Raw genomic sequence first — 19,755 nt, forward strand, 5'->3', positions numbered from 1 at the left:
AAGTTACCACTTGCAGGTGGAACGATGAGTGGTGATATCAATATGGGTGGGAGAAAGATCTCAAGTGTTGGAAGTCCTACAGTTTCCACAGATGTTACAACAAAGGCCTATGTCGATAATCAAATGAAAATAAAAGTTGCAGATCATGAGGTTCGTTCATTCATTAGCAATCAAGAAAATAATGATGCAAGTTTAAGTTCTGTCCACGCTGATAACTGTGGTGCTGGAGAAGTTTATGTTGCTCTAGAGGGATTGAAGGACGAGAATGATGATCCAATAACTGATATGGGCTTTTGTCTAGAACAAAATCTAAGAGTAGCTACAACATGGGCACAAGCAAAGAGTGCTTGCGAGGGAGATGGAAAGAGGCTGCCTAGAGAATTTGAGTGGATAATAGCGTGTGAACGCAAGGCTGCATTGGGTTTAAATGGACATTCAACTAATTGGGAATGGCTTGCAAATTATAAGTTAGATGCTGGAAGTGATGCTTATCTTATGGTCGCATCAGTTCCTTGGGGTAATCGATGTTCAACACAGGTTGTGCATTTTCCAAATGTATCAGTAAATCCAGCTAATAGCCTGACTTTTCGTTGTGCTAAATAAACTTACTCTGGACATTGTTCGTATTTCTTAGTATTTTCAATACAATTTTTTTATAAATTTGTTGTGTTGAGACCTGTTAATCCATGAAGAGATCTGCTGTTCTATTATTATTTTTATTAATAAGTTACACGTGTTTAAATCACTATGAATTAGTGAATGGGGCAGTATTTTCAATCTTCAGGTCTCCTATAGTTCATAATCTGGTTAGCACTCCTCTAGATAATATGAAGAGTGATACTGTAAGAGTTAAAATATCATCAACGCAAAGAAGTTCTTTCAATGCTGATCAGAGAGATTTATCGCTAAAAAAAAATAATGAGATTGCAGAAGTAGAGAAATTTTTTGATAAAGAAAAATCACTAGCCAAAATGACAAATTTCTTCGATGAAGTTGATGCCGAGATTTATAAGAATTTAAAAAGTGCTTTTGAAAATGAAATTATAAAAGACAAAGTAAAAAAGACATTTACTTTTTCCCAGGCGAGAGTTGTTAGAAATAAATATTACGAACCTAAGACAATTCGAATCATTAAAGAAGCTGGTTTTTTTGAAACAGCTTACTTTGATATCATTTATACACAAATCAAAGAAAATGCTTCAAATAATGAAGTGCTTGAACGCTATTGCCCACGATTTGAGAAATTAGAAAATATGATCCTTTGCACTGATCAGCTATCCTTTATTGCTGATGAAGGGTATTTGTATCCGTCAGTTTCCTTTGCCAAACGAGGCATTTGTGAATCAATTGATTTAGTTCCTTCTGTGAATATATCTTTTGGCCTAGATAAAAAATTTGCTCCTACGTTAAAGTATAATCCACTCGATCACATCATTGTCCCCTTGGAAAATATTAAATTTGAAGAAAGTAAAACCAAATTCTTCTATGATAAAATTTCTTTTCTAGATGTTAGTGCAAAAAAAGATGTGATTCGCTGTTTTCCAGATATCAAAATTGAGGGATATCTTGGAGTTAGTGGACAGAGTTGTGCTGTTGATAGTGATTGCATGAACGGATGTTGTCAAAGAGGTATGTGTTCAGAGCAAAAATGCGAAAAAAAGATTGGCGAGGAGTGCTTAGATTCAAGTTTCTGTGCAGTTGGAAATAATGTACTAGTCATGGACTTAAAGTTAACAAAGACGAAAGATGGTCGTATCAAGTGTGATTCAAAATTTGAAGGAAAGAAAATTAATAATTTTTGCTATAAAGGCTTCTGTCGAGATATTGTCGATTATGTTTTCCAGCCCTCTTATAGTGAGAAATCTTTAAGTGAATGTTTAGAAACTTCACAACCCGAGTCCATTAAGATTTATGGTTCGGCTTTAAGGGAGGGGGAGTATGAAGAGATTAAATATGTGCCATAAAAGAGGTAGTCAATGAAGAAAATATACGTAGGGCTACTTGCGCTCTTATTTTCGAGTTGTATGAAAACTAGTTCAGAGTTAATCACTTATAGCTATGAGAGTAATGTTGAAGAAATAAATAATGAACAAGAATGTAAGTTGATTTACATGGCCAGTCTGAATAAGAAAATTGAAGAAAGTAAATATATTGGTCAAGTTCACATACAAAAGAGCTTCTTCAAAAAAATTCCTGTCATGTCAGAAGAGATTTATCTTTTACAGAAAAGTGTGAAGGAAAATTTATGTGCTCATGCAGTTAAATATGTTCTAATGAAGTTTTCACCAGTTGGTTATTTAGAAAAACTTGATCTTTATAAATAGAATATTTTACGAATGAAATTGCAGATAAAATAATTGATGAGCTAGTTGAGTATGTTGAATTACAACTGTCTAAAAACCTTGTTAAAATAATCTAAACTGAGAAGAGTTCTCAATTTTCTTAGGTGAAAGTTATAAAAAGACGGGTGATCTCACTTCATGAATCACCCGTTAATATAATTTATTCGCAGTCATTTCCTCTGCGTCTAGGTCTAGTGCAAGTATTATAATTACAACTTCCAGTACAACACTCTATATCCATCGTGCAGTAATCACCTTCTGCAACACAGCTTTGTCCGCATTGTCCGTTAGTACAGTTTCCAGAACAGCATTCACTATCAAATTTACATTGACCAATTGAAGTACAACCAGTTCCTTCCTGACAAGTTCCACTAAAACAATTATTTGAGAGGCAATCACTATCAAAGGTACAACCTCCTCCACCATAAGTTCGTCCATCATAACCAGCTTGGCATACTCCAGAGAGGCAATTATCAGAGCAGCAGTCATTATCAAATATACATTGCGACCCACCTACGGAACAATTGTTTGTTAAAGATTTAGTATTGTTAGCAGATAGGCCAAGAAGTTTTGCAATGTGTGCGGTAACCTCTTTAGGGACTTCGCCCTTTGATTGAGCGAATCCTTGAATTGATAGCACAAGTGTAAATAGTAAAATAACTTTTTTCATGTTTCTCCCTCATTGAAAATAATTTTACAAATTGCAGAGCAAGTTAAATGCCAAGTTATTCTTACGGCATTGCCAATAGTTAGAAAAAAATAAAGGACTCTAGAGTATCAAGATGCACCGTGCACAGTGTTGTGTTGAGCTTGGTTTGCACCGTGCGCAGTGTTGCTTTAAGTATGATTTGTATTGCTCATAGAAAATTTCACAAATTTTAAATATCTTGAATAGCAGCACAAATAAAAAAGCCCCGACATTGTCGAGGCTTTTTTATGGTGGGGTATTGAAGTCACTTGTTGAAAAATGTTTCCTTAAAAACTAAAATTGTTAACTAAAAAGCTTCAAAATAATTCGTTGAATAAAGATTCCTTAACTCTAGAGTTCTAATATTTGCTCTCCACGAGGCCATTATCATGACGATTTGCACATATTGTGGTAAATAAATTAAATGTTAATTTTAAATACTCCAAAAATAAGTCTTATTTCTAAGATCTTCCTTTTAATCAGAAAAAAAGCTAACTCATTCTATATTGAGTCAGTTGAACTTATTACATTACTTCTAAGTAATTTGAATGGTGAAGCTGTATTAGATAAAGATATATTAGTCGATAAATGGACAAGACTAGGCGAAAAACACTCTCGACTAGTATGGATTGATAGATTCTTTCTGAACTTTCTTAGAATTTATAGGCCAATAAGCTCTTTTGATGAGTACCTAGACTTATTAGAGAAGAAAGAAGAGTTATGTGAACTTAAAGGAAAGGTTGATTCTGCATTGCTTAAAGTTAAAGAGAGGTTATGCGACTTTAGTGACTACTTTACTCACTATCAAGCTAAGGTAATGAAAGAGTCTTATATTGAATTGTCTAAGAGTTTTCCAGATCATTTTGAATACAAATATCTTCCTGTCGCAAGAGAACTGGAAGAAGCCGTTAAAGAAATAGAGAATATTTTTATAGATTTCCCAGATAGAGTTAAGTCTTTTAATGAAGAATATATTAAGAATGAGCTAATTGATTACAAATCGTATTTTGATAACTATGAAAAGGGCTTAAATTCAGAACAAAGAAAAGCAGTTGTACTTGAAGAGAATAAAGTTTTAGTAAATGCTGGAGCAGGATCTGGTAAAACAAGCGTTATTTCTGCACGAATCGGGCACTTGGTAAAAAATAAAGGTGTTGATCCTCGAGATATTCTTTTGGTTACTTTTTCCAAAGATGGAAAAATAAATATGGAGAAAAGAGTAAAAGAAAAAGCAGAAATAAATATTGAAGCAAGAACAATACACAGCCTTGGTGGGAAAATAATAACTTCCTATGAAGGAGCAAGACCAAAACTAGCTAAAGAAGATGAGGCGAGAGGCTATTTAAGAGAAGCTTATGACGATTTATTAAAAGGGTCAGACCTAGCAAAGAGAATAAGAGAGTTCTTTTTAAATTTTTATTATGATGCAAAATTTATGTTTGATTATAACTCTATTGAAGAGTTAATTAATCATAGAAATGAAATCAATGACTTTAATGCAGCGATGTATAGTATCCATAGTAAGAGGAACTTCAAGCCAGGCAAATCAATTAAGACATTAAATAATATTAGAGTTAGAAGCTTTGAGGAAAAAACGATAGCTGACTTCTTATTTCTTAATAATGTTAAGTTTTATTACGAGATGCAGTATAGATTTCCAGAAAATACGAAGAAGAGATTTAAGTATCAGCCTGACTTTTATCTACCAGATTATGACATTTATATAGAGCATTTTGGAGTTGATCGAAATGGTAATGTTCCTAGCTGGTTTAAGTCTACTCATAAGAAATTTACAGCTAAAGAAGTCTATAACTATGGAATTAGGAAGAAAAAAGAACTTCATAAAGAGAATGGAACGAAACTAGTTTGTACTTATAGCTATGAATTTAGAGAAAAAAGGGTATTAGAAGACTTAGTTAAGAAGTTAGAAGACCATGGTGTAACTCTTAAGCCTATAGATGATGTTGAATCTATCAAGTTTATTCAGCCTGATATTATAAGGTTACTAAGTAATTTCATGAACCTATTTAAATCTGGGAATTACTCAGAAAATGATATTGATAATAAAATTAACGATGTCTTTGGAGAGTCTACTTTTTTACAGAGAAGATCTAGAGCATTTTTAGATATATTCTTACCTTTTTACTATAGGTATCAAGAGATTTTAGATACATATGATAAAATTGATTTTTCTGACTATATCAAGAAAGCTTTTGAGTACCTTAATGAAAAGGGAGAGATTCTAACAGAGGACTATAAGCATATTATTATTGATGAGTTTCAAGATACGTCTTTTGGAATGATGAAACTAGTAAACGCTTTAGATGACCTAGCTAAGGATAAAAGACTATTCTTTGTTGGAGACGATTGGCAGTCAATATATAAGTTTAATGGTGCTGATGTTACTTTAATGCTTAACTTTGATGAAATGAATGAAGACTCAAGAGTTACGAGATTAGAATATAATTATAGAAGTCAATCCAATATCGTTAATCTTGGAAAAATGTTTGTTAGTAAGAATCCATTTCAATTAGAAAAGGATGTTAAGAGTTTTAAGTCAGAGAATGAAGCATTAAACAATCCTAAAGAAATAGTGTTCCTAGGCTCAAAACAGTTCGAAGAAGCTCTAATAAACCTAAATTCAAAGCTATATCCTAATGGAAGAGATGACTTTGATAATGGCTCAGTCGATATCTATCTTATTTCAAGGTATAACAATGATATTTCTATTGTCTCTGATGTGTTAACTCCTCTAAAGAAAAAGCAGTATAGATATAAGAATTTAAAAATTAGGTCTATGGCTGTCCACTCATCTAAGGGGCTAGAGGCTCCATACGTTTTTGTATTACCTCCTAAGAAAGTAATTATGGGCTTTCCAAGCTCGATACCTGATGACTCTGTGATGAAGCTAGTCACATCTCATAGAGAAAATTATGAAAATGCAGAAGAGAGAAGGCTTATGTATGTTGCGATGACAAGAGCTGAGGAACAACTCTTTTTTATAACTGACAATGGGCAAGAAGATACGAACTCACCATTTTGGCTCGAAATAAAGAAAATCGTAAAAGAAAATAAAATGAATAAAGACACAGAACCATTTCCTCTCTCGGAATCATTAGAAGATAGTCAGAAAAAGAAAGTGGAAGATATGAAAGTGAGCCAAGTGGTCTCGCTTTATGTTGATTTATTTGAAGGTTATAAAGGAAAGTGTCCTTTTCATGCAGATGAAGAAGAATCTTTAATTGTTAAAAATCAGAATGATACCTTCTATTGTCCTACATGTAAGGCTTATGGGGATAAATACGAATTTGTTAGAAGATTATTTGATCTTGAGACAAAGTTAGAGGTTATAGAAGTTATTTATGAGGATGCTTTTTCTAAAAATTAATCATCTAAATCAGTTATAGAATCACCAAGATCACTAAAGATATCTTTTAAATCATCGTGTGACAGAGGAGAATGTTGAAGAACTTGGTCTTTTGATAACTCTTCTACGAAAAAATATAACAATAATACTGCTGGTTGCTCATAGATAAAGCTACCTTCTAGACGAGTTTTAACTTTATCAAATATAAAATCATTCTCTTTAATGAACTTATCGAACTTCGCATGTGATGATTCATTAATGAACTGGCTATAACTTTGAACAATAGTACTATTTATTTCGTTGCTATGGTCGCAAGCACTAATTTTATTTGAGTAATATGAACTAGCTTTATCAAGTAACACATTTTCTATTGTAATTTGAGAATTGAATTCTGTCATCATAGATTTAAATTTTTCATCAGTTACTTCAATTAAAGCTGCGGATCTTGCAAGTAGCCTTTCATTATCAAAATTTTTCGATAGTTTAGGCTTATACATAATAAAATGGCTTACTTCAGCGAAAGCATGCTGCATTAATGTTCTGACTTGAACTTCACACTTAAGGCCTTTCGGAATTCTCTGACCGTCGTACTCAGTTTCTTTTTTTAGTTCTAGCACGTAATGGTCAGATTGATATGTAAAGATATGTGGATTTTCTTTTTTTTCAATATTGAAATCTCTGTCCTTAGAGAAGTTCCAAAGAGAAGAATGCTTTTCTATTAGATTATTTACAATATTGACGTGATCAAGAGTTAATACAATGAATCTAGATCCAACTTTATCTGTAATATCGTTAAGTGGATCTTGATAGTTCTTACCTCTATAAAAAGCTTTATTTATTAATGATTCAACTTCCTTCACTCTATGTTTTGGTTCAACTTTAAACACTTCATATGGTGAAATATTTGGATATTGCTCCTTAAATGATGAGTTAATAGTATCAACAATAAACTTACCATATAACTCAAGAGATGGTTTTTGCTGATAAAAAGCTTCTTTAAATTCTTGAATAGCTGAACTCATTGAATTGAATCACTTATCGTAAAGGTTGTCGTTCCACCCTCTTCATCAATATCGATTTCTACATGGTTGTTAAAAAAAACAGAGTTAAACCTTAGATTACTCCCACTAGAGAATGAGAAAGATCTCGTTTTGAGATCTTTGGTAATAAACTTAAGGTCTATTGGAAATGTCGCACCTAATGAATATTGTGCAATATAATCTCTGTAAGACGATCTTAAATTTTCATCTTCGATATAATCTCTAGCAAAAGTTGCAGGAGAAATTGTTTCTCTTCTCGGTGCAGTTAAATAGCTATATAAATGTGTATGTAAGTCAATTTTCTCATCTGTTGAAAATTGAGATTGATCATTCACAAAATAAGATGTTTCTTTGAAAAACGTTTTTGTTTTAAGGGCCGGAGACTCTGGAAGCTTAAGACCTAAAAATTTATTATAAAAGTATTTCGCAGCGGCGTCTTTTGATGAGCGTGTCATATTTTGATCGAAAAGATAAAAGTTATAGTCTTCTGCTGCAGGAGTTGCGTTAACAGTATTTTGAACAACAAACAATAATTTATAAAATTTCTGGTTTGGAGTTAGAAAGATTCTATTTAAAAGTTTTATTTCAGATGCATCTTCTGATACATCACTATGTAAGCCTTCTTGAAATTCAGCCTTAACTAGGCAAAGAAAACGCAGGTTGTCTCTGCTAGTTGTACCACTAAGAAAAAAAATAGGGCCTGGAGGTCTCCTTCTGTCGGTACCTTGTGTGTCTGCTAATAAATGTGCAACATATTTAGATTTTTCAAGGAAGCTATCATTATTCGCTTGAAGCAAGTCTGGTATAGTTGAAAAGAAAGACCCTTCGGAAGTGTCGTCAGGGATTAACTCAATTGATTTATTTGTACTAATCCCTAAAACATCTGTAATTCTTCTACAGATCGTATCATTAATCTCTGAACTAATTGTAGAAAGAACATCATCGTGCTCTTTTACAGTGAAGTGCTGACCTATTTGCACAGGAGCAACGATTTCGTGATTTATAAGTCTAGAAATGTTTAAATTTCTTAGAAGAGCCATAACCAATTATTCCTTTTTGCCGCAATATACAAAACTAATTAATTTATGTCGAGATTGTTATTCTATGTGTTGAAGTTAAGTTGTTGATAGTTCGATTGGATTAATTTTTCTTAATTGAATAAAGAGGAGTATTATTCTACTCCTCTAGTGATAAAGTTTACCAATTATTGTTAGATTTGATGCTTAAGTTAGCGACCATTTCGGATTTAAGTTTGTCTGCACACTTTTTAAGGCCTTCTTTTTGATGAGATTTGAATGGAGTATTTACAGTAATTAAACTTCCATCAATATTTTTAGAAGAGTAGCTGTCTCCGGAAATAGAAAACCTAGCTTTATTATTCTTAAAGTCTGCTTCAATAGTGAAGTAGGTAGTATAAGTCGCTATATCTAGCATTCCATTTTTAACGTCATTACATTCAATCCCAATCTGAGAAATTAGCTTCTTACGTTTAGGGTCTTTAAGTTGAATAGCTCTATTACTATTTTGTAGATTTTTAGCAAGATAGCCTAGAGTCATATTGTATGCATTCTCAGCTGATAAAGATGTCTTCTCTACATATACATAGGACATCCGATAATAAAGCTATTTTTGAAAGCTTGTATGAAAGTAGTATAAAAAATAAGAGCAATTTATCAGCTGTAAATTGTCTAATTAAAAGTCTGGAAAGTGATTTAGAAGAAAATAAGACAATGAAAAATAGTACTTTAAATCAAATAGTCCACCCTGGAACTAAGAGCGAAATATTGGTTAGTTCCTTGGAAGAGAAAATTATTCAATTGAATGAAGAACGTAATCAATTAGAGCATAAATTAGCAGAGGCTCTAGATTTAAAAGAGAACACTTCCAAGCCTTTAGAGATAAATAATACAAAGAACATCATAGATGAGCTTCTGGCTAATCTTAAGAAGCTCTCAGGAAGTCAAAAGCGTAGACTGATAGAGAATATCTTTGAAAAGGTTGTAATCAAATCCGATAATACGGTTTGTTTACATATCTACGACGATCTTAGTCGTGAACTAAAAAAAAGAGGCCAAGTCAGTTAATTTCTTCTGACGCTAAAATAATTGATGTCATTTCACTAAGAAGTCATAAATATGACGATCTTGAATATATAAAAAAGCTGTACGTCGAAAAGCAGATGAGTATTAGAGCATTGTCTAGAAAACTTAATATATCTAGAGGTGCTGTAAAGATTCGTTTGGATAAACTTTAAAGGTTAAAAGAATAGAAGCCTATCGTAACTCCAATAAACATAATGAAGAAGTATATAGAAATATGCGCTCTTTTATTATTTTTAGATAATTTAAGCTCATCAAGTAATTTGAAGTAACCATCATTTGCATCGTAAACAAGTATGTGCCAGAAAACTGGAATGAGTAGAAATGCGATGAGAAATCCTATTGTATTACTAATGACAATACTCTGAGGATTAAAGTAGTATAAAATAAATGGAATGGAAGAAAGAAGCAGTGCCCCTAAAATTATTTTTTCAAAGTCTTTATATTGATCGATTATAGATAGTCTAAACTTCTTACAAAGACATGCTCTTAAAGCACTATATATAGTCGGAGCAATTATAAAAATAAGAAGATCTTTAAATTCTCCTGAGATTACCTTGGTTACTATCTCAGACATTTTCTTTATTTCAAAATTTTCAAAAAAGAGAGCAATTGGAAGCATTGTTCCAAAGAACAGCTTAGTATACTCAATCAGTAGGGAGTTTTCTTTTTTGGTAAAAGTACTTAAAAATGTCTTCATTCTTTGAGCCTTGGTCGATAATAGTCTTACTTGATAAGTTTAAGAGATTTTTAGATTTTAGGCAAAAAAAAGCCCAATCCGAAGACTGGGCTTTTTAATGGACACTAGTTCAACTAGTGACATTCATGGTGGGTCATGCAAGACTTGGTCGCTTACGGCTCCTGCCTTCAGCGACATTCGTCGCATCACGCTCCTCAACTTGCGTCTCACAAATTTTAACTATCTTGAATAGCAGCACAAATAAAAAAGCCCCGACAATGTCGAGGCTTTTTTATGGTGGGTCATGCAAGACTTGTTCTTCGCGGTCTCCTGACCGCTCGAATTTGTTCGGCATCAATTTGCCGTCGTGGCAATTGACGCCTCCAAAACTTGCTTCGCAAGCCCAAGTCATACAAAACTTACGCTTAAAATAAAAAAACCACCGCGAGGGTGGTTTTTTATTTTGGTGGGTCATGCAAGACTTGAACTTGCGACCACCCGGTTATGAGCCGGGGGCTCTAACCAACTGAGCTAATGACCCGCAATTGGTAGACGTATAATGTAACCTAAGTTGGGGAATTTTAGCAATTCACAATGCGAAAAAAAGTAGAAATAATTACGAAGCGGTGCGATAGAGATTGGGCAAGCTGAAAATGTCTTGATCTATTAAGGGGGCACAACTATTTTTATTTCGAACAGTCGTAACAAAGTTTAAGAACTCCTTCTCAAGTGGACTATGTCTAGAGTCAAAATTGATTTTTTCGTCCTGTCCTTTTTCATGGGAAACTTTAATTGTGTTTTTTGTAGGCTTGATCACCACTGTACATTTATCAGTCAAAACCTCAACAGTGCTAGCTCTCTTCTCTTTTTTCGAATCTAATTCAAAGTGAATTAAAGTATCATTTGATAGATCAAAATGTCCGTATGCAAAGTCTTCAACTCCAGAGCTACATTTTACGTTCTTTAAAAAAAGAGAATGTTCATTGATATCCCCAAAGAGCTTGGTTATATACATGAGGCTTGGTCCAAACTCTGTAAGAATTGATTCACTCCCATGATATATACTCGGAGTTTCATTACTTAAGAGTATTTTGACGAGATAGCTTTTCCCGATTTGCTTAGTTCTAATCATATCCTTTAACTTTTGAAAGGCCTCAAGCCCCGAATATGGAGTGTAGGTATAGATCTTATCTAGTTTCTCCTGTCCGAGTTCTCCAATTATCTTGAGTTGATCCTGTGATCTGGCAATAGGAGATTCACAGAACACATATTTATCCATTTCAAGAAAATACTGGCATAAGCTAAAGTGACTATCACTTGGAGTCATGATGGCGACCCCATCGAAATCATATTTAGAAATATCTTCGAAGTGATCAATACGGTTAAGGCCAAGATCGTTTGCGACATTAGTTAATAGAATCGGATTAGCATCATAGATTCCAACAATCTCGACTTCGTCCCCGAGTAAATTATTGCTAAGCAGGTTACGAGCACTACTTGAACATCCGACAATGATGAGTTTTACGGGGCTTTTTTCCATGGCATTATTATAGCCTTTTTTTTACTTTCAAGCCCTTTTGGTGATAAGATTTTGGTAGCTTTAAGATTGAAGATGTTAAGTATCTAATTTGGATAAATTATGATCAAATTTACTAAATACAGCGCCACAGGTAATGATTTCATCATGATAGATAATCGTGATGGAGTTGTGCTCACAAATGAAAGAGATTTGTGGCAGGGTCTTTGTAAGCGTGGCCTTAGTGTCGGTGCTGACGGTGTGATTTTTGTGGAAAACTCCGAAAAATATCACTTTCATATGAAGTACTTAAACGCTGACGGCGGTGAAGTGGCAATGTGTGGAAATGGTTCTCGCGCAATCAGTCACTTCTTTGCAAAGCTCAATGATCTTGGAAAATGTGAGCTAGAATTTTCAACTCTTAATTCCCATTACAAGAGTGTGGTTGACCACGATTTTGTATGGGTTGAAATGAATGAATATTACGATGTCGATCTTATAAATCTCGATGGGCAGTTTGATCAGATTGTAAGAAAAGCTCACTATTATTCAAATACTGGTGTACCCCATACATGTTTCTTAGTTGATGATGTTAATGCACTTGATGTTGTAAGCCTTGGAAGAAAGGTTCGCCTTGATCCAATGTTTAACGAGGGAGTTAACGTAAACTTCATTTCAAAGAAGGGAAGAGATTATCTTGTTCGAACATACGAGCGAGGGGTAGAAAATGAAACACTGTCATGTGGTACGGGAATCACTGCTTGTGCCAGATTTCTTTGGGGTAAGAATCTCGAGAAGATTGATGAAATAAAATTTATCTCCAGAGGTGGGGATGTCACTATTAAAAGAGAGCAAGAAAAGGTCTTCTTAGGTGGTGAAGTTAAAAGAATTTATGAAGGACAATTATGTTAAAGGCGATATTGGCACTACTGGTAAGTTATAATGTTTTTGCAATTCTTATTTTAGATATCGAAGTAACTCATGAGAAGGGACTTGATGCTAAGATGATTTTAAAGAGCGAACTTATGAGCAAAGAGATTGCTTACAACGGCAAAGAAGTTTCTCTTCAAATGAAAAATGGAATCCATGTAAAACTTGTTGCAAATTTTGATGATGAAAGTGATGAGTTTGGTCCAAGTTCAGCCTTTAAAATTACAGGAGAGGTAAGAAATATTCTTTCTGGTAAAGGAATTAATAAAACATTCTCACTTGCTCCAAAAATTAATGAACTTTCAACTGTGTCTTTTGAAACTGGAGAAGGCCAGAAAACAACAATTCAAATTATACCTAAGCTAAAGTAGGACTCGTTGGAAAGGTTAGATAAATTACTTGTCGATAGAGGTCTTGTTGATACACGTTCTAAGGCCCAACAACTAATAGAGGAAGGCGTTGTCCTTGTTGATGGGATTGTTGTATCAAAAGCTTCATTAAGAACAGACTCAGAAGATATTGTCGTTAATAAGAAAAATATTTACGTAGGACGTGGGGCCCACAAAATTGAGGGGGCCCTTGAGGACTTTCAAGTCGATCCCGCTGGAATGATAGTTGCCGATGTTGGTGCTAGTACCGGTGGATTTACAGAATTTGTCCTTGAAAAAGGTGCTTCAAAGGTTTTTGCCATTGATGTAGGCCACGATCAACTTGCTCCGAAACTTCGCGAAGATGATCGTGTTGTAAATATGGAAGGGACAAATATAAGAGAACTTGATTCGATGAATGGTACCTGTGATCTTGCAGTTGTCGATCTGTCATTTATTTCACTTAAACTTGTACTTGAAAATATCTTAGCGCTTTTAAAGGATAGTGGAGAGGCCATTGTCCTTATTAAACCGCAATTTGAAGTTGGTAAAAAGAATCTAAACAAGCAAGGTGTTTGTAAGGACCAGAAAGTAATTGAGGATACAATTCTTGATCTTTATCGCTGGTCGAATACAATGAATTATTTTATTAAAGGATTCAGTTTTTGTCATATTAAAGGAAAAACTGGTAATCAAGAATACTTCTTCCATTATGATCGCAAGCTTTCAACTCATGGGATCACTGAAATGGATTTATTAAATATTTTGGAGAATGGACAATGAAAAATATCTGCGTATTTTGTGGCTCTGCTAAAGGTAACGGCGAAACATATTTAAATCTTGCTCGCGAAATAGGTGAGAAGATGGTTGATCTTAATTATGGTCTTGTTTATGGAGGAGCTTCTATTGGTGTGATGGGACAAATTGCAGATAGCGTTCTTGAAAAGAATGGGAGTGTCATTGGAGTAATGCCAAAGAGCCTTGTGAACTGGGAAGTAGAGCATAAAAATCTCACAAAGTTTGAGATGGTAGATTCAATGCATGAGAGAAAGCAAAAGATGTATGATTATTCAGATATCTTTTTGGCGATTCCTGGCGGGATGGGAACGCTTGATGAGTTATGTGAAATTGTAACTTGGGCCCAACTTCAATATCACCGCAAGCCAATTTATCTTTTAAATCACGAAGGATTTTTCACTCATCTCATTAACCATCTTGAACACGCAGTAAAAGAAGGCTTCTTAAAGCCGCATCATATGAAGCTAATCAAGGTTGTAGATTCCGCAGAAGATTTCTTTGAGGATCTTAAAATTTAATATCGACAGAGCAATGACCAAAATTTTGAAAGCGATTGTTTTTTAATTTAACGTCACAAGGATTACAATTTCCATAGAAATCACATTGTCTGTAAATGTCTTCTATCTTAAATTCCGGATCAAGAATATGTCCTACTGGTTGAATCTTATTGTATAGGTCATGATGGCAACGGTAGATATTTCCTTCTGGTGAAATAAGTAGTTCACTTGTCTTACATTGAACAGTTTTAAACTCTTTTTGAAAAACACTATCTGGATAGTGATAAGTTCCATAAAGTTTATCATTGTATAGGCCTAAGAGTTCCTTCGTTTTAAAAGTAATTCCATGCTTATCACATAAGTCACGTGCCCTCTTTGTCGCTTCAGTTGAATCTGGATGATCAACGGTAAAAATTCCAATGGAATACCCACTATCGTGAAGGATCTTTACCTTATGAAGGGTCTCGTCAAGATCCATCGTTTCCGGATGATAACTCACACGAATGGCAGGGTAAGGAAGTGAGCGATCAAAGCGCGAAGAATCGATAAACTTCATGAACTCAAACGGATCAAATTGAATATTTGTAAGTAAATCAATACGGGTATCTTTACTTATATTGTTGATGATTTTTAGAAAGCCTGGATGGATCGAAGGTTCACCACCTTGGAGGGAAATCGGAAGATCTGTCTTTGATGAAATTCGATTGAGGCCTTCAATCCATTCATTTGCACTTAGAACTTTTCTCTTTTGATCAAGACCAACAAGGTGATTGATACAATAGCTACAAGAAAGATTGCAGCTAAGAGAGAGGAAGGCACCAATATAGTTATAGTGCTCTGGCAAATGTATTTGTGGTAAATTCATTAGTTATAGATTCCAAAAAATGATTGCTTGTGTCAAGCGTTATGACCCTTTTGATGTCAAAATACCTTGATGCATTTATTAATTATTAAAACCGGTCATAGTGAAGTTTTCACGGAGCATGAAGCAAGTTCAATTGTGAGTCTTGGTGATGTTCTGCGCACTGGCTTTCTCATTGATAATTTTCCAGAATATCAAATTACTTGGCAGACGAGTCATGAAGCCCTGCCAATGATGGAAATAATTTTTCCAAATGTAAACTTCATCCTTGATGAAGGGGTAAATTTTCATGACTTTGATAAGATCATCAATTTAGAGAAGAAGCATCTTCCATATGAAGGAAATTTCTATGGAATACAAAATAATCTTACGAGCTTTAAAAGTTTAGATGAAAAAGTTATTAACTTTTCTGACGAACTTCATTCAGATGAAGTATTTGAATATCAATTAGCACGTCTATTAGGTTTAAAAGAATTTAAAAAAGATATTCGTATCAATTTAAACACAAAAGATCGCAATACTGTTGATATTGGATTTAATCATCAGGTCGGAAAGAAGTGGCCAGAGAAAGCAATGTCCCCTGAGTTTTGGAAGCAGCTTGAAACTAGTTTGAGTGAGAATTATTCGATCTCTTGGCAAGAAGGATTTGATGATATTGGAGAGTATATCAACTGGATTGATTCTTGTCGCATGATCATTACTCTCGATAGTTTAGGTCTGCACCTCGCAAAATATTTAGGTAAACGTGTTATTGCACTTTTTGGTCCAACGAATTCGTCACAAATTGACATTGGAAATGGAAAAAAAATTCACCAAGACAATAAGACAGAAATAGAAATTATAAATGAAATAAAGGGGTCTCTATGAAAATCCTAGTTACACTTCTTCTTGCTGCAACAGCATTTGGGAAAGACTATCTTGTTATGCCAAGATCAGCTAATCACATTATGAGTGAATACAAGCATATCGGAAGTTTCCCAAGGCCTACTTATAAGCTTTCGCAAGATGAACTTAAAAGTCTTCTTCAAAACTCATTAGCATCAGATTTTATTATTGATGAAAACTTTGAGATTAGTATCTTCTCTGAACCTACTGATGAGCACTACGAACTTCAATGGGCATTTTCTAATGAAGGAAATAATGAGCCTCGTCGTGGCGGGGGAAGAATTCCTATCCCTGGAGTTGTTGGTGTTGATATGGACATGGATTCGATGTGGGATGAAATCGCATCTCTCGATTCAATCAAAGTGGCTGTTGTTGATACTGGCGTTGATTATAAACACCCAGATCTAAAAGAACATATCGCTGTTAACTTAAAAGAGTTAAATGGTAAGAAGAATTTCGATGATGATGGAAATGGATTTATCGATGATGTTTACGGCTATAATTTTTCAAGTGATAAGGCCGATCCAATGGATGATAATAAGCATGGGACACACGTTGCAGGTATTATCGGCGCCATTCATAATCAAATCGGTGTTGCTGGAATTATGAAAAATGTTGAAATTCTTCCTGTTAAATTTATGGATAAGAAGGGAAGGGGCGATCTTGAAAAAGGATTAAAGGCCTTAAATTATGCAGTTGAAAATGGTGCGATGGTAGTCAATAACTCATGGGGAGCCATGAAAGAGTCGCTGATCATGAAAGAATTTATGATTAATGCAGGAAAAGAAAAAGGTGTCGTCTTTGTAGCAGCAGCTGGAAATAGTTATAAAGATATTGATGTGAGCCCTCTTTACCCAGCGAGTTTTGGAATTGAAAATCAAATTACTGTTGCAGCTTACAGTCCTGAAGATCGTATGACTGGTTTTTCGTGTTGGGGACCAACGAAGGTTCACACAGCTGCACCGGGAAGAAATATTATCTCTACTGTTCCAGGTGGAAAGTATGAAGTTCTCTCTGGTACTTCGATGTCTGCCCCTTATGTCACAGGAGCAATTGCTCTTTTAAAATCAAAATATCCAAAAATGAGTGCCAAAGAAATTCAGGATAAGGTCGTTAATTCTTCAATATTAATGGATCATTTTAGAGGAAAAACTCTTTCTGAAGGAAGATTAAGTCTGAGAAAGCTTCTAGAATAAAAAAGGGATCGAAAGATCCCTTTATATTTTGAAAATGTTAAATAAAGCACTAAATGAATCTGACGATGGATCATAGCTCGAGAAACATCCATGTACATTTTTGTCGACAACATCTGCTCTACCAAGAATTTGCTTACCTCCGAAGTTAAAAAGTCTTCTTTGCGGCCAGAAATACTTCGCTTTCTGCAGTTTTTTAAGATCATATTCAAATAAAATATGAAGGTGTTGAGAGTATAATTTATTACCACTGATGTACAGGTTACCTTCATGAAGTGCTTCTCGGTCAGCTCTTATTGAAATTGCTTTATAATTATTTAATGAATTGATATTTGTTTGAACAATTCCTTCAAAAGCTCTTTTTTCTGTAGAAAAGTCGTAAGTAACATTATCAAAAAGTAGAATAAGCTCATTTCCATTAACGGCTACACCTGTAGCTTTTGAAACTTGACCTTTGTCATGTGGAAGAGTGTATTGAAAGACATTGACTTCACTTTTAAGAGGATCAAAAATTACTAGTCCATGTGTTCCATAAGCAATATAGAATTTATCGTCTTTTAAAGTAAAGCCATGTGGAAGCTCATTCTTATTTGTTGCTTGTAAACTAAGGTCATAAGTTTGAAGAGGATTTAAGTCAGTATTGTCGATCTTTACTATTTTTGTAGCAAGAAGAACAAATGTCACATCGTTTTGTGTTTTCACATCAACGATAGGTTGATCAAATTCTACTGAATTTATTAGATTTTGATTGCTATCAAAAAGATGTAGTTTGTTGGCAACTGTTGCGATTGTGTTGTTATTCACATGAAAGAAAGAAATCTCACCGAGACTTTTATTTCTGTGCTCTGAGCAAAACTCATTAAGATTACTTGCTACAACAGCAAAAGATAGCATTGCTATCAATAAGACGCGTTTCATCGGAACCTCCTGTAAATTTCCTTTATTGTTTCTAAAAAAACGCGCTTTGAAAAGTTTAAACTGCTCCAGTTAAATGGGGACAGCATCCCTTAAATAAATCGAGTTATAATAATTTATAAAAATATCGACATGTTTTTGAAGCATGTCGATCCTCTTTGTTGTACACCAAGTTCTTCTTGCTAGCCTGTTGATATTTGCTCGAAACATTGCACAGGTATGGTTCAATGTAAAAAGTGGATCAAAGCGAAGCTTCTTAAGTTCCCCTTGTCCCGCGACGCAGCCTCGACCACCTTTGTATCTCTTATATTCTGCTTTTGGAAAATATCTACTCACAAACTTTGGATATGCTTGGTGTTCATCTGATTGAATTGTTGCATCTTGATTGACAACATTTTTGATTTTTTCAAATACTTTCTCCAATCCTCTTTCATGATCGCTTTTTCGATATCCATATTTCTTTCGTGATTTATCAGCGAGTAGTCCAAATGCAGGAATGCTTGAAACCTCTGCAGCAAGTATATGTCGACGTTTTTTGTCGACTGCGATAGTAATGGAAAGTGGCTTCATTTTAGTATGCTCACTAGTGACCAAGTCATCAAACTGCATCGCTTGCACTTTAGATTTTTCTAACTTCTTAAGAAATTTCTCTTGCCTCTTTTTTCCCTTTATAGAGAAGTAATCCATGCGACTTTGTACAGTTTTGTAGTTTACCTTGTACTTTCTCGCACATGATCTCATTGAACTGTTCGTAGCGAGATCTAAAAATAGTCTTCGGTTGATGCGTCTTTTCTTTTGATACTTTTCAAGCGTGAAGGTGGCTCGAGAAAACTTTCTTCCGCAAGTTTTGCAGACAAATCGTTGGATTTTTCTCGAATCACTTCGCCGAAAAAAGAATCCATCTTTTGAAATAAGTTTGTTTTTAGTAGTTGAGTGGCAGTCTAAATTTGGGCAGCTATATATCATGACATGATTAATGCAAACCATGCCAAGATACATGTTAGATAAGTTCCCAATATTTATAGGGGTGTTTTGGATTCAGTTCAAAAAAGGACATTCATGATAAATAAATGATCCCCATTTCACTGGAGCAGTTTACATTGAGATTGGAACATCCTTGTCGATGACTTGTTTTAAGCTGATAAATGATTCTGTTGATCTAATCTCTTTAATTGCCTGCAGCTTTTTAACAAGAAAGTCGTGAAAGTGATCAATATTACTAACCATGATTTTTACGATCAAGGCATAGTTCCCTGTTGTATAAAATGCCTCAGAAACTTCATCGAGTTGATCAAGTTTCGCAATAACTTTTTCAACATCACCAGCGTTATTAAGGTGAATACCTAGAAGAACAGTGACGTTATAGTTGAGTTTTTTGTAATCGAGGGAAATCTTGCTGCCGGTAATGATCTTGGCCTCGCGAAGCTTTTCTACACGCTGGTGAATTGTCCCAGAGCTGACGTAGAGCTTACGTGCAATTTCACTAAATGGAAGGCGAGCATCCTTACGTAAATAGTTGAGTATTTTGATATCTAGACTATCGATTTCGTAGTTTTCAGTCATATTTAGCACCTAG

Annotated in this window: 20 protein-coding genes, 1 tRNA gene and 1 pseudogene; 11 read left to right on the forward strand and 11 right to left on the reverse strand. The window is 34.5% G+C overall.

The annotated features are described in order from the left end of the window. The 3 genes and pseudogenes from M900_RS01285 to M900_RS01295 all read left to right on the forward strand — a co-directional run. Window positions 1-603, forward strand: a pseudogene (locus M900_RS01285) (hypothetical protein); the annotation flags it as partial. Between the two features lie 224 nt (window positions 604-827). Continuing rightward, window positions 828-1,964, forward strand: coding sequence for a hypothetical protein (locus M900_RS01290; RefSeq protein WP_021273147.1), 1,137 nt, complete (start codon window positions 828-830; stop codon window positions 1,962-1,964). Window positions 1,965-1,976: 12 nt separating this feature from the next. Continuing rightward, a complete protein-coding gene (locus M900_RS01295) occupies window positions 1,977-2,324 on the forward strand; it encodes a hypothetical protein (protein WP_021273264.1) in 348 nt (115 codons plus the stop codon). Between the two features lie 178 nt (window positions 2,325-2,502). Here the strand turns inward: M900_RS01295 and M900_RS17630 are convergent, their stop codons facing one another. Then, window positions 2,503-3,012, reverse strand: a complete 510-nt coding sequence (locus M900_RS17630) for a conotoxin (RefSeq protein ID WP_021273187.1) — start codon at window positions 3,010-3,012, stop codon at window positions 2,503-2,505. A gap of 442 nt (window positions 3,013-3,454) precedes the next feature. Here M900_RS17630 and M900_RS01305 point away from each other — a divergent pair, with 442 nt between their 5' ends. Next, a complete protein-coding gene (locus M900_RS01305; protein ID WP_021273348.1) occupies window positions 3,455-6,418 on the forward strand; it encodes a UvrD-helicase domain-containing protein in 2,964 nt (987 codons plus the stop codon). Here M900_RS01305 and M900_RS01310 read toward each other — a convergent pair. The 3 genes from M900_RS01310 to M900_RS01320 form a co-directional block, all read right to left on the reverse strand. Then, complete coding sequence (locus M900_RS01310) at window positions 6,415-7,419, reverse strand: GTP pyrophosphokinase family protein (protein ID WP_021273382.1); 1,005 nt, start codon at window positions 7,417-7,419, stop codon at window positions 6,415-6,417. The two genes, M900_RS01305 and M900_RS01310, sit on opposite strands and share 4 nt — an antisense overlap. Further along, window positions 7,416-8,477 (reverse strand): nucleoid-associated protein, encoded by a 1,062-nt coding sequence (locus M900_RS01315; protein ID WP_021273583.1) that lies wholly within the window; start codon window positions 8,475-8,477, stop codon window positions 7,416-7,418. Before M900_RS01315 ends, M900_RS01310 begins: the two co-directional genes overlap by 4 nt. Before the next feature lie 157 nt (window positions 8,478-8,634). Next, the gene (locus tag M900_RS01320; RefSeq protein WP_084703370.1) at window positions 8,635-9,048 is read right to left on the reverse strand and encodes a DUF4468 domain-containing protein; all 414 of its coding nucleotides are present in this window, start codon (window positions 9,046-9,048) and stop codon (window positions 8,635-8,637) included. Between the two features lie 119 nt (window positions 9,049-9,167). Here M900_RS01320 and M900_RS01325 point away from each other — a divergent pair, with 119 nt between their 5' ends. Further along, complete coding sequence (locus M900_RS01325; RefSeq protein ID WP_198295925.1) at window positions 9,168-9,521, forward strand: hypothetical protein; 354 nt, start codon at window positions 9,168-9,170, stop codon at window positions 9,519-9,521. Between the two features lie 166 nt (window positions 9,522-9,687). On the opposite strand, the gene M900_RS01330 is transcribed toward M900_RS01325, so the two are convergent. The 3 genes from M900_RS01330 to M900_RS01340 form a co-directional block, all read right to left on the reverse strand. Then, window positions 9,688-10,236, reverse strand: a complete 549-nt coding sequence (locus M900_RS01330) for a hypothetical protein (RefSeq protein WP_021273252.1) — start codon at window positions 10,234-10,236, stop codon at window positions 9,688-9,690. Window positions 10,237-10,679: 443 nt separating this feature from the next. Further along, window positions 10,680-10,756 (reverse strand) — tRNA-Ile (locus M900_RS01335). Window positions 10,757-10,831: 75 nt separating this feature from the next. After that, the gene (locus M900_RS01340; protein ID WP_021273291.1) at window positions 10,832-11,755 is read right to left on the reverse strand and encodes a Gfo/Idh/MocA family protein; all 924 of its coding nucleotides are present in this window, start codon (window positions 11,753-11,755) and stop codon (window positions 10,832-10,834) included. A gap of 99 nt (window positions 11,756-11,854) precedes the next feature. Here M900_RS01340 and dapF point away from each other — a divergent pair, with 99 nt between their 5' ends. From dapF to M900_RS01360, 4 genes are read left to right on the forward strand one after another with little or no spacing between them, the layout of a single operon-like run. Beyond that, window positions 11,855-12,643, forward strand: a complete 789-nt coding sequence (gene dapF / locus M900_RS01345; protein ID WP_021273075.1) for a diaminopimelate epimerase — start codon at window positions 11,855-11,857, stop codon at window positions 12,641-12,643. Further along, window positions 12,637-13,032 carry a hypothetical protein gene (locus M900_RS01350; RefSeq protein ID WP_021273326.1) on the forward strand — a complete coding sequence of 132 codons (396 nt, stop codon included), beginning with the start codon at window positions 12,637-12,639 and terminating at the stop codon, window positions 13,030-13,032. Before dapF ends, M900_RS01350 begins: the two co-directional genes overlap by 7 nt. Before the next feature lie 6 nt (window positions 13,033-13,038). Then, window positions 13,039-13,812, forward strand: a complete 774-nt coding sequence (locus tag M900_RS01355; RefSeq protein WP_021273220.1) for a TlyA family RNA methyltransferase — start codon at window positions 13,039-13,041, stop codon at window positions 13,810-13,812. Then, a complete protein-coding gene (locus M900_RS01360) occupies window positions 13,809-14,345 on the forward strand; it encodes a TIGR00730 family Rossman fold protein (protein ID WP_021273566.1) in 537 nt (178 codons plus the stop codon). The genes M900_RS01355 and M900_RS01360 overlap by 4 nt, the downstream gene beginning before the upstream one ends. Here the strand turns inward: M900_RS01360 and M900_RS01365 are convergent. Beyond that, complete coding sequence (locus tag M900_RS01365) at window positions 14,335-15,189, reverse strand: radical SAM protein (RefSeq protein ID WP_021273487.1); 855 nt, start codon at window positions 15,187-15,189, stop codon at window positions 14,335-14,337. The two genes, M900_RS01360 and M900_RS01365, sit on opposite strands and share 11 nt — an antisense overlap. A gap of 69 nt (window positions 15,190-15,258) precedes the next feature. On the opposite strand from M900_RS01365, the gene M900_RS16815 reads away from it, so the two are divergent. Both M900_RS16815 and M900_RS01375 read left to right on the forward strand, forming a co-directional pair. Next, complete coding sequence (locus tag M900_RS16815; protein WP_021273093.1) at window positions 15,259-16,053, forward strand: glycosyltransferase family 9 protein; 795 nt, start codon at window positions 15,259-15,261, stop codon at window positions 16,051-16,053. Beyond that, window positions 16,050-17,267: a S8 family peptidase gene (locus M900_RS01375; protein WP_021273211.1), complete on the forward strand. Its 1,218-nt coding sequence runs from the start codon at window positions 16,050-16,052 to the stop codon at window positions 17,265-17,267. Before M900_RS16815 ends, M900_RS01375 begins: the two co-directional genes overlap by 4 nt. Window positions 17,268-17,288: 21 nt before the next feature. Here the strand turns inward: M900_RS01375 and M900_RS01380 are convergent, their stop codons facing one another. From M900_RS01380 to M900_RS01390, 3 genes are all read right to left on the reverse strand, one after another. Further along, complete coding sequence (locus M900_RS01380) at window positions 17,289-18,182, reverse strand: hypothetical protein (RefSeq protein ID WP_021273416.1); 894 nt, start codon at window positions 18,180-18,182, stop codon at window positions 17,289-17,291. 69 nt (window positions 18,183-18,251) lie between these two features. Further along, entirely contained in the window at window positions 18,252-19,145 is an 894-nt protein-coding gene (locus tag M900_RS01385) for an IS1 family transposase (RefSeq protein WP_198295927.1), read from the reverse strand. Window positions 19,146-19,274: 129 nt separating this feature from the next. Continuing rightward, window positions 19,275-19,742, reverse strand: coding sequence for an Lrp/AsnC ligand binding domain-containing protein (locus tag M900_RS01390; RefSeq protein ID WP_021273450.1), 468 nt, complete (start codon window positions 19,740-19,742; stop codon window positions 19,275-19,277). Between the last annotated feature and the right edge of the window lie 13 nt (window positions 19,743-19,755).

Origin of the sequence: Bacteriovorax sp. Seq25_V (assembly GCF_000447795.1) — a bacterium.
Taxonomy (GTDB): Bacteria; Bdellovibrionota; Bacteriovoracia; order Bacteriovoracales; family Bacteriovoracaceae; genus Halobacteriovorax_A.